The organism is Lacrimispora brassicae, assembly GCF_054772055.1.
This window is the reverse complement of the sequence record NZ_BRYH01000019.1, coordinates 1-10,385: the sequence shown is the minus strand read 5'-3', so window position 1 is coordinate 10,385 and position 10,385 is coordinate 1. Positions and strand designations below refer to the sequence as shown.

The 10,385-nt window shown below is 39.2% G+C and carries 5 protein-coding genes, 1 tRNA gene and 1 pseudogene; 1 reads left to right on the top strand and 6 read right to left on the bottom strand.

The genetic code is table 11. From position 1 onward, the window contains the following. Window positions 1-265: 265 nt before the first annotated feature. The 6 genes and pseudogenes from ACYVD3_RS09275 to ACYVD3_RS09250 all read right to left on the bottom strand — a co-directional run bounded on the left by ACYVD3_RS09275 (window position 266) and on the right by ACYVD3_RS09250 (window position 8,208). Entirely contained in the window at window positions 266-1,564 is a 1,299-nt protein-coding gene (locus ACYVD3_RS09275) for an IS30 family transposase (protein WP_460642229.1), read from the bottom strand. Between the two features lie 317 nt (window positions 1,565-1,881). Then, a pseudogene (locus tag ACYVD3_RS09270) lies at window positions 1,882-2,213 on the bottom strand (Y-family DNA polymerase); the annotation flags it as partial. Between the two features lie 312 nt (window positions 2,214-2,525). After that, window positions 2,526-2,595, bottom strand: a tRNA-Ala gene (locus ACYVD3_RS09265). A 362-nt stretch (window positions 2,596-2,957) separates the two neighbouring features. After that, a complete protein-coding gene (locus ACYVD3_RS09260) occupies window positions 2,958-5,192 on the bottom strand; it encodes a DEAD/DEAH box helicase (protein ID WP_460642228.1) in 2,235 nt (744 codons plus the stop codon). A 6-nt stretch (window positions 5,193-5,198) separates the two neighbouring features. Further along, the gene (locus tag ACYVD3_RS09255) at window positions 5,199-6,515 is read right to left on the bottom strand and encodes an ATP-binding protein (RefSeq protein ID WP_460642227.1); all 1,317 of its coding nucleotides are present in this window, start codon (window positions 6,513-6,515) and stop codon (window positions 5,199-5,201) included. A 4-nt stretch (window positions 6,516-6,519) separates the two neighbouring features. Beyond that, window positions 6,520-8,208 (bottom strand): TerB N-terminal domain-containing protein, encoded by a 1,689-nt coding sequence (locus ACYVD3_RS09250; protein ID WP_460642226.1) that lies wholly within the window; start codon window positions 8,206-8,208, stop codon window positions 6,520-6,522. A gap of 338 nt (window positions 8,209-8,546) precedes the next feature. Between ACYVD3_RS09250 and ACYVD3_RS09245 the strand changes: the two genes are divergently transcribed. Next, window positions 8,547-9,860: an IS30 family transposase gene (locus ACYVD3_RS09245; RefSeq protein WP_460642225.1), complete on the top strand. Its 1,314-nt coding sequence runs from the start codon at window positions 8,547-8,549 to the stop codon at window positions 9,858-9,860. Window positions 9,861-10,385 lie beyond the last annotated feature (525 nt).

The window sequence follows — 10,385 nt, the reverse complement described above, 5'->3', positions numbered from 1 at the left end:
CCACTTTGTAATTCGAAAAGCCATCTTTGTAAATGACAATTGAATATCTGTAACCGAAAAGCTACTTTTGTACTCGAAATGCATGTTTTGTAAACCAGAAGCCACTTTTGTGATTGAAATGCAGTTTGATTTTTTGCTTTTATTGTTGTATGATAATAAAAATGCGTATGCCTAAGGGAGGTCAATTCCCTCTCGATTTTTTTGTAATCGGAGAATCCACCCCTAATTCCTTAGACAGATTAGACGTTGGCGGCATGCAAATTTATTATTTTTTGAGTAGAACAGGTTTTAGCATGATGTCTCCGGGGGCAACCGGATTACATCCGAGTTTTTGTAAAACCTCTTCTCCATGATAAAAGCTGAAGGTTTCGTAGGGACTACGATTGTTCAGCTTTTTTCTTTTATAAGAATTAATGTGATTCATCATCAAGCTGATATCATCCTGTATAAAATTATTAAAGCTTGTTCCTTTGGGAAGGACTCTGCGTATCAGTTCATGATTTACTTCGATTGCACCCTTTTGGTATGGACTCCCAGCATCACAATAAAATACTCTGGTCCTTAAGCCGGCAAAACGGTCTGGTCCATACTCAATTGCTTTCGGATTTGAGAATTCACTTCCATTGTCGGTTAGAATCACTGGAAACAACTTTTTAAACAGCTCATGCTCCAGTGTCTGATGCAGGTTATCAAAAATAGCGGTTACTGATTTTGAAGTATTCGCATCACGTAAAAAAGCAAGCATGAAGCTGCATTCCACAAAGTGGATGGTAAGAAGGCACTTACCTCCTTTTTCCCCGATGACAGAGTCCATTTGCACAAGGTTCGCATCAGGGGACTTCTCAAGGAACTCACAGAAATTTTTATAATTGCGGTCGATCCGGCAGCCTTTATCAACTTTGAATTCCGGCTTTTTGTATCGCTCCCGGAACTTTACTTTCCTTGGCAGATCAATGTTTCTAATGTCAAACAAACATGCATCAATGTAGTTATAGATTGTCTTTTCACTGCACATCAGTTCATCCTGATGATTGATATAGATCTGGTTGACCGATTGCCCCTGTTCCACGAGAGGCGTAATGATATGGTTGAGTCTGCTGATTTCCTCTTCTGAAACACAAAGACCGCTCCTTGAGGCAGAAATCTTCTCATGTGCGTGGATGTGAGCATGCTCTGCATCATAAATAGTTTTCAGAAGCGTACACTTACCAATGGTTTGGCAACCATTGCAGACATAGGGGGCCCGAAATCTTGCCATACAGATTTCTTCAAGGAAGTCTGTGCAATTCGCATTACAGGACTGACAGAGCTTACAGTAGCTATCTGATTTACGAGTACACTCTTTTCCACAGATTTTTTTCTTCCGGCAATCGAATCTGCTTTTACAGACATTGAAAGGAAACCCAGGATAACCAGTGGCAATGTGTGAGCTGTATTTACGCACTTCTCTGGAGATGGTAGTTGGATTTTTATCCATGCGGCGTGCGATCTCTATAAATGACAAAGAATCTTTAAGATATTTTTGCAGGCTGAGCCTGTCTTCATAAGTAAAAAATTTAGACATCCAATATCCTCCGTTCTGCCGCCAACTCTTTTAGGATATAGGAATCAAGCAATCTAAGGAAACGGAAAAGACTGGTAATCTCAACAATCGATGAAAGAATATCAATCTTTTTTGTAAGCCAGAATGCAACCTTCTGGTATCTATATCTAATTTATAAATTTTATCTCAATCTGGAATCGGAAGGGTTGCATTTCGATTTACAATTGAGCCTATACTTAAATTGTTTTACTATTTGGGTTAGTTAATATGGATATACATTCGTCTGTTAGCTGTCTATCTCGTTATTTGGTAGTTGCTTCTTTATGCACCATGTCCATTACGTCAAGGAATGACTCATCGATAGAATAAACATGGATATCCTCTTCCAAAATATATTTTAAATAAATACCATAAATATCCGCTGAATATTTAATGTAGAGTTTCATTCTCGGCGGTACCATGATGTACTGCACATCTTTGGGTATCTGAAATACCCTGCATTGGTTCTTTATCCCCAACGCTTTCATAGATGGTGTAATCGCAAGACATATTGTTTTTTCTCACTTCTCTCAGGGTCAGCCACCGCAAGATTCGTAAGCAGAGGATCAAGCCCACGCTCCACGCATTCTACAGAAGCATAAAATGATCTAAGATCGATGCATAAAAAGATCTACTCTTCCATCCAGGAAACACCTCCCATTTTTTATTACCATGTTTTAAATCTAATCTAATTATATTAACGAAACATATGTTTGCATATGCGCTTTTTCTGAAAATTTACTCTATGATGGGATATCAATATCTATGCTGATTTTCCTCAAATCTTTTGGGTATCAATACTTTAGGAAAATAAAAAGGCACATCCCCATGGTTGAAGATGTACCTTTCATTATTTGTCCTTAATTTCTATCAGGTGCCCCGTCTCTATTAAGTTTATAATTTAAGCCACAAGCTTTTATGCCTGTGACTTACCATTTAAATGAGATAGTGGGATTCTAACCCATGACCTCTTGAATGCCTTTCAAGCGCTCTCTCATCTGAGCTATACCCTTCATTTCCTGCCTATCAATATTAGTAATTTAGAAAGGTTTTCCTTTCAATTATCTTATGTCATCCGTGAAAACAGCAAAAAAACGGCGCCAAAAATCGCATTTTTAGTCCTGTTTTTCTCTCATTTTCAAGCCAAAAACCACAACATCTTGTGATCTAACCCTTATTTTTGTCCTCATTACCACAATACGTCTTCCTTATCACTATCTCCACATTACTCGATGTTGTGATACTGATGCCGGGAGGGCATGGTTTGGCCTTGAAGATATCATTTTAGAATTTATAAAAGTGATAATTCCCCCACAGATTATTAGTACTAAAATTATTCCAAAACAAAGCGAACCGTCCGCTATTTTAAAAATCCCTATCTCGTATCATTGTTCCCCATAAATACAACTCCCTTGTACTCAAGTGCCTCTTTTAACCCTTCAAAATCCAAATAGTCCTCAATAAATTGTTTGCGTAGTAAGTTAAAAGGAATAAACTCGTTATATTTACCGTCAATCTGCACTTTCTCAGGTAAAGGAAGTTCATATAAATCTAGATCAGATTTTATAATATCGAAAATAATATATTCCAATTCTTCTTTCGTTCCAGTAAAATTTACCTCTAAATAGACACAAGTAATCCAAGGATGTTTACTTCTTATTTTCCTTTTCAACAACGCATAATGAAGAGTTAATAGCTGTCGTGTCCCCACCCAAGGGAACACCGCGTATTTTATATCGGAAAGAGGGGTAACCAGATTTTCTAAAATACCGCTATTCCGGGCAATATATTGTATTTCCGTTAATCGTTCACGGCACCTCTCACTCAAGTACGGATATGGCAAATCACCTTGAAGAATACTGCGGACCTTTTTTACTAAAACAGTATGCAGCTCCGCATCGAAATCCACGTCCCAGTCAACTACAGAAATACCTGGTACTTTTTTAACAAAAATAACCTTTGATTTTGTATTGACATCAACCGTTTCCCATGTCATGCCCGCCAATGCAAAGCGAGTGCCAACAGGGTAAATCTTATCAACAGTACCGATTGTGCGGTTTTCATCTTTAACAAGCAAATATTCCGGTGCAAGGAAAACCGTGAGAAAATGATGACTATTTACAATCTTTTCTCCTTCTCTGCCGATCATCAAGCCCCCATGTTCTGTTCGCTGTAATTGCTCAATGTTAATAAGATGAGTCAATAACTGTTTATAATCCTCCTGGGAAATATGGCGAAAGCAGCCCAATGTAAGGACAGCCTGCGCAAGAGCTGCAGGGGAAAGTTCACCGCTGCTTTTTAAGTGGCTCATCGTTTGATGATACAGAAGGTTATACGCATGATGATGGGGATAAATTGGTTCTATCCAATGGTCCTTTATATACAACTCAATAATCGCAATCGTTCGGATAAATTCCCAATTGATAGGACCCAGTGTATCTGCTGGATTGATTCGAATATCTTCAACAAAGGTGAATAGCAGTTGTGGAATCTGACCTCGGCGTCCACATCTGCCAAGCCGCTGTGCAAAGCTGGAAACGCTGATCGGGGCGCCGACCTGTACTGCCTGATCGAGCGAACCAATGTCAATACCTAACTCCAATGTAACGGTTGCACCGGTGACAATTTTATCATCACTTGATTTCATCTCATCCTCTGTGTTTTCGCGAAGCAACGCAGAAACATTTCCGTGATGAACCCGGTAAACATCGGGCGCTTTTTTTTGTAACGCAATTTCACGAAGATTTGCCATAACAAGTTCCGTTTCTTCCCGGCTGTTTGTAAAGATGATAGTTTTTTTATCAAGCGTCATCTTAAATAAATATTCGTAATGCTCACGATCACCCATATTCCCGCCTGTTGCAACCTTGTTATCGCTTGCGTCGTTGTCAGCGATATCACGCTCATCGTGCAGGTTAACAAAACGTTCCACATGAAGTTTGATACGCTTCTTTCCATCTTCCGTTATGGGAGCGGCACAGTTACGGCCGGTTCCTGTATTGAGCCAATTCTGCGCGAAAGACACATCACCAAGCGTTGCCGAAAGGCCGATACGCCTTGGATTTACGCCGGTCAGCTTTTGAAGACGTTCTAAGATGCACAACATCTGAACACCGCGCGAATCTCGCATAAACTGATGTACTTCATCAATAATGACAAATCGCAAATCAGAGAACATTTGGAGGCAGGCGCCACGCTTATTGGTCAGAAGGCTTTCAAGTGATTCCGGGGTGATTTGGATAATCCCTTCTGGATGCTTGATTAACTCATTTTTCTTGGTTTGTGATGCGTCACCGTGCCATTTACAAACAGGAATATGTGAATCAACAAGTAACTGCTCAAGGCGTTTGAACTGGTCGTTAATAAGAGCTTTCAGCGGTGAAATATACATTACGCCTACCGAACGGGAAGGTTTCTCATACAGCTCCGTAAGCACAGGCAAAAAAGCCGCTTCGGTTTTTCCAGAGGCTGTGCCAGAGGAAAGCAGTAAATTGTCATCACTGCCCCAAATGACCTCGCAAGAGGCAACCTGAATTCCACGTAATTCCTCCCATTTGTTCTGATAAATGAAATCCTGTATGAAAGGAGCAAGTCTGTTAAATACATCCATCTTAGTTTACACCTCGAAATCTAAAAAATCACTGTGTATCGTTTCATCGGACAGACCACCCTTGGCCATTTCAAAGCTGTTGCTGCCTAAAATATCAGACACACTTTTCTTTGGGTTCTGATGCAGAATATTGACAAGTTCGATGAAATCGCGGATGATTTCTCTCGGAGTGATATGTGTGCCTGCACCAACACGATTATATTCCACTGTCAGAAAGTACAGTAAATCCTCGTGACTCATCGTAGGTGTATAGTCGTATAGCCGTGCATGAATGTCCCGCAGTTTTTCAACGAGAACATACACCTCTTCTTGCGTAAGCATTTGCAGCCTGATAATGGGAGCGGTTAAGTCCTTTATCTCGTCAGTGGCAAAATGTCCTTCTGCAAGGCGAGACCGAAGAGCTTCATAACTGAACATACCTTTGTATTTATCTTCAATACACTGAGGTGTACCGCCGATTAAAAATCCAATATGCTTTGCTTTGCCCTGTAACACGTCGTTATACATAGTCAGAATTTTTTCATAATTGTTTTGTCTTGTGATGGAGTTTGGAATCTTAAAGATATTGACAAGTTCATCAATGAAAACCAATAACCCCTTATATCCGGCGTTTACTAAAAAAATAGCAAATATTTTCAAAAAATCATACCATGTTTCATCCGTAACAATGAAATTAATATCCAAATCTGCCTTTGCTTCTTTGCGGGATGTATATTCACCGCGAAACCACTTCAGTACATTTGATTTCATTGCGGCATCATCTTGTTGGTATGCTCTCCAGTAAGCAGCAATTGCCTTGGCGAACTCAAAACCGTTGACCATACCCTCAAGAGAGCTAGCTACAGCATATATCTGTTTTTCAACTAATCGATTGAACTCTTCGCCTTCTGCTTCCGACTGTGCTCTTATAGACGCCTGTATGCCTGAGATCCATTTTTCCAAAATTAACGGCAGTGCACCACCATCCGGCTTTGATTTCGTTGAAAGGTTTTGGATCAGTTCTTTGTATGTTGCAAGTCCTTGCCCTTTTGTTCCCGCAAACCGTCGTTCAGGTGAAAGGTCCGCATCAACCACAGCAAAACCTTTTGCTGTAGCATAATTGCGTATGGTTTGAAGTAAAAAACTCTTACCGCTGCCATACTTACCAACAATAAACCGAAAAGAAGCACTTCCATCCTCAATCATTTCAATATCATGTAAAATTGCTGCAATTTCCTGTGTTCGCCCTACGGTGATGTATTCAAGTCCTACGCGGGGAACGACACCGCCCTTTAATGCATTTATTAGTATATTGGCTATCCTCAACGGCAATTTATTTTCCATAATATTACACCATTTCCTTAATTTTAGTTATATATTCTTCATATATAATCAGACTATCGTCAAGTTCAAGAATGTTATCACCGATTGTGTCAATCGCCTTTTCATTAATACTGTCAGCCAACACTTCCAGCATAACCCCGTTGGCATCTGCAAAATGTTTCAGATTTGTATCCCCTTGAAGTATTAATTTGAGTGCATTCACTTCTGTTTCCCCTAGTATATTAAAAAGACTTGTCCAATTGTCTTGCATTGCTGCAGAGGAATCGACAAAAACAGTTTGAGATATAACAGGACTAGCCTCTACTGTACCTGATTCAAAATATGTCATAGGTTCGGTATCTGGCACGATTAGTTTTTCCTGAGTGTCATCAGCTTCAAGTCTTATTTTATGAAGAGAAGTTTCATCCACGGATACAACAATTTTTGTTGCTTCTTTGTAATACTCATTCACCGCTTCGTGAATTATATTTTCAAGGGAAAGGCCCACAGATTCAAGTTTTTTTATAAGCTCACCGTTAACTAAATTAATATCAGCAGACAGCTTGTGTTTGAACTTTGTAGCTTTTCGTAACTCGGATTCTGTTTGTTTCATAATATAGCCAATGAGCTGCCGACCGCTATTCGTAGACAGTGTGGAACTAAAAGACCAATTGTTTTTAGAACATAAATATATTTCTTTATCGGAAAACACAACTTTCTTATCCGGTAACTTAATCGCTGAATAAAACAATGCATCCTTAAAAGGCGTCCAAATAGACATCTTATTCGTCGGATAAAAAATCAAATCGTTAAAAATGATACCGGCTCTATTAAAAGCAACTCTAAGTTTATGGATTACAGTACAAAAACAATCACAGAGCTGCCCTTTTGTATCATCGGTAAAAAAATTTGATTTTCTGATATCATACTTTGAAACATTGCAAAATAATTCAAAGTTGTCGTTCATGTCTGTTTCGTACATAAATACTTTGGCATAATGTGCTTGTAGATTATTCTCACAGACAAATTCCTTAAATGGCTTCGGGAGATCATAATAAATATGATAGTCCTTTATCCACTTAATCACATATTTATCAATCGAAGGATTAAAACGCCTGAAAGCTCTCCAGAAAGACATTAGTTTATCAAGTCCTTCCTGAGGATCGGCCACTCCGATATTATGAATCAGCTCGTAAATATAAACAAAGGCATATGATAATGAAACGTTTGTGACATTACCTTTTCTTACATCAGTCCGCCATGTAAAATATGTTCTGAGCTGCGCATAACTCATTTGCTGGTAATAAGGAAAGTAGTTTGAAAACTCTACATAACCATTGTAATCATCCTCGTAATCCTTCATAAAAACAGCTTGTTTATAGAATACTTTGGAATTATTAATCCGTGTTTGTTTGTCATAAAAATGAGAATTGAATTTAAAAGGAATCTGGAAATCTCTTGCTATTTGTCTCATTTCATTAAATATCTTACGATTCTCATCAACGACAGGATTTACTACTTGTGGCTGAGGTGTAGAAAATGCCTGATTGCTGTTTGTTCCTCCGTCAATTTCAATCTCAGCGAAAACCTCATCTTCAAAGGGAACAGAAGTGACATTTTCTAGAAACTGTTTTAATTGATTTTCCTTTTCTTCAAAAAAAGAAATTTGTCCCGGTATTTTAACAGGTTTATATTTCTTGTCATTTTTGTTCATACGCATTTTAATTACGAGAAATACCCGCTACCTCCTTTTTTTGATATAAGCTATCTCACTTAAAGGTCTATTCCTTTCAATCTTTGACGGCTGTAAACAAACTCAATTAATTATCATCTTCATCACAATTCCTCTATTGCAACCTATAGAGATAATATACCATATTATTATGGATAACGCAAACAGATGTTCTTACCGTTGATTTCAACCAGAATTAAAAAAGTAAATTCCACTCCTTCTCAAGTCGGTAGCATTTACCTCTGCACAGTTGACATTTACTCTTTCATACATATATGATATTTTTATAACTCCTTCTGACAGCAGTAGAAGGAGATTCTATGAGCAAATATATCCCTGGTAACCAGAAACATCTTACCCTGAAGGATCGTGTTTTTATTGAGAACTCTTTAAATCAGAACCACACCTTTAAGGAGATCGCAAAATACCTGTGCAAAGATCCAACTACCATCTCTAAGGAGATCAAGGTCAGACGTTCCTCTGACTGGTATCATAAAGGTACCTTCTACAATGCCAGGAACTTCTGCATTCACAGGTATCGTTGTCGCAAAATAAATGTATGCAACAAGATTCTTGTATGCGGAATCAAATGCACTTCTTGTCCAACCTGCAACCAGACCTGTCAGGATTTCGTGAAAGAACGATGCTCCCGCCTGGATAAAGCCCCATACGTCTGCAATGGCTGTGACAAGAAACTCTCCCATTGTACCATTGCTCACAAATACACATACAATGCACGGTTTGCTGACCGCAAATATCATGAGTTGCTCCGTGATTCCAGAACCGGCATCTCCTTGACAAAACATGAGCTGCATCAAAAAGATATGATTGTTACTCCCCTGATTATGCAGGGGCAATCTCCCTATCAGATTGCCATAAATCATCCGGAACTGGATATGTCTGTCCGCACAATCTATACCTACATTGACAAAGGCTTATTCTCCTCCAGAAACATAGATTTAAAGCGCAAGCCTAAGTTCAAGCCACGCAAATGCCATAAAACACAGATTACAAACCGCTCTGTTTTTGTCAACAGAACCTATCTTGATTTTCAGTCTCTGGGCCTTGAATACTTTACAGAAATGGACACGGTTCATTCTTCCCGTGAATCGAAAAAGACTTTGCTGACGTTCTACTTTACCAGAGAAAAGCTGTTTCTTGCATTCCTGATGAACAGGTGCACCGAAGGTGCCGTCCGGCTTGTATTTGACCGTCTTGAAAAACGGCTGGGAACTTATGAATTCGTTTCCTTGTTCGAATACGTATTAACTGACCGTGGCTCCGAATTTGGCGATCCTGAAAGCCTGGAGACTGGGATCAGTGAACTTCAGCGCTGTAGTCTCTACTACTGTGATCCCATGCGCAGCGGCCAGAAAGGAGGCGTCGAAAATGTCCATACCATGCTTCATATGGTACTTCCAAAAGGAACCAGCTTTGAGTTTTTAACTCAATGGGACGTGAATCTGATTGTTAATCATATCAACTCCACACCACGGGAAAGCCTGGGTGGAAAAACACCATATGATCTGGCTTTAGAGTCCTTTGGCGAAGATACCTTAAAAGAGCTTCAGCTTAGGCGAATTACCCCTGATGAGGTCAATCTGACGCCTAAGCTGATTCGCTATAACCGTTAACTAACTTACATAAATCTGCTGTCGGACTGGAAGTAAACTTTTCACATTTTTTAAATGTGGCTAGTGGAATTTAGTCTTGCACACGAAACTCCAGTGGCCTGTTTTCTTTGCCCTGAAACATGAATTTTTGTAAGAAGTTAGCTTAATTATAGCAGAAATCTTATAATTATGCGTAAAAACCTCTACCATTTACAACAATCTTTAAAAGGCAGTGGAATTTAGTCTTACACCGGAATTTACTTTTTCAAGTCAGCCCGTTGATTTCCTCCACACTGTGTGTTCAAATCGGGTAGGAGGTATATAATTATTTTATCTACCGACCTCCCATACCACCTAGCATACCGTTCGGTACTAGGCGGTTCCTTAGTTTTCATAAACTATTGGATAATAGTCAAGCATGGAGGTATATCCCAGCTTGGCTATTATTTTATTTGAAAAGGTTTGGGTTGCAACCTTATCCATGCACTTAGCCTAATGAGATTTCTGTTCGTCAGACCAGATATTCACCGCCGCCTTCCTTCAGAT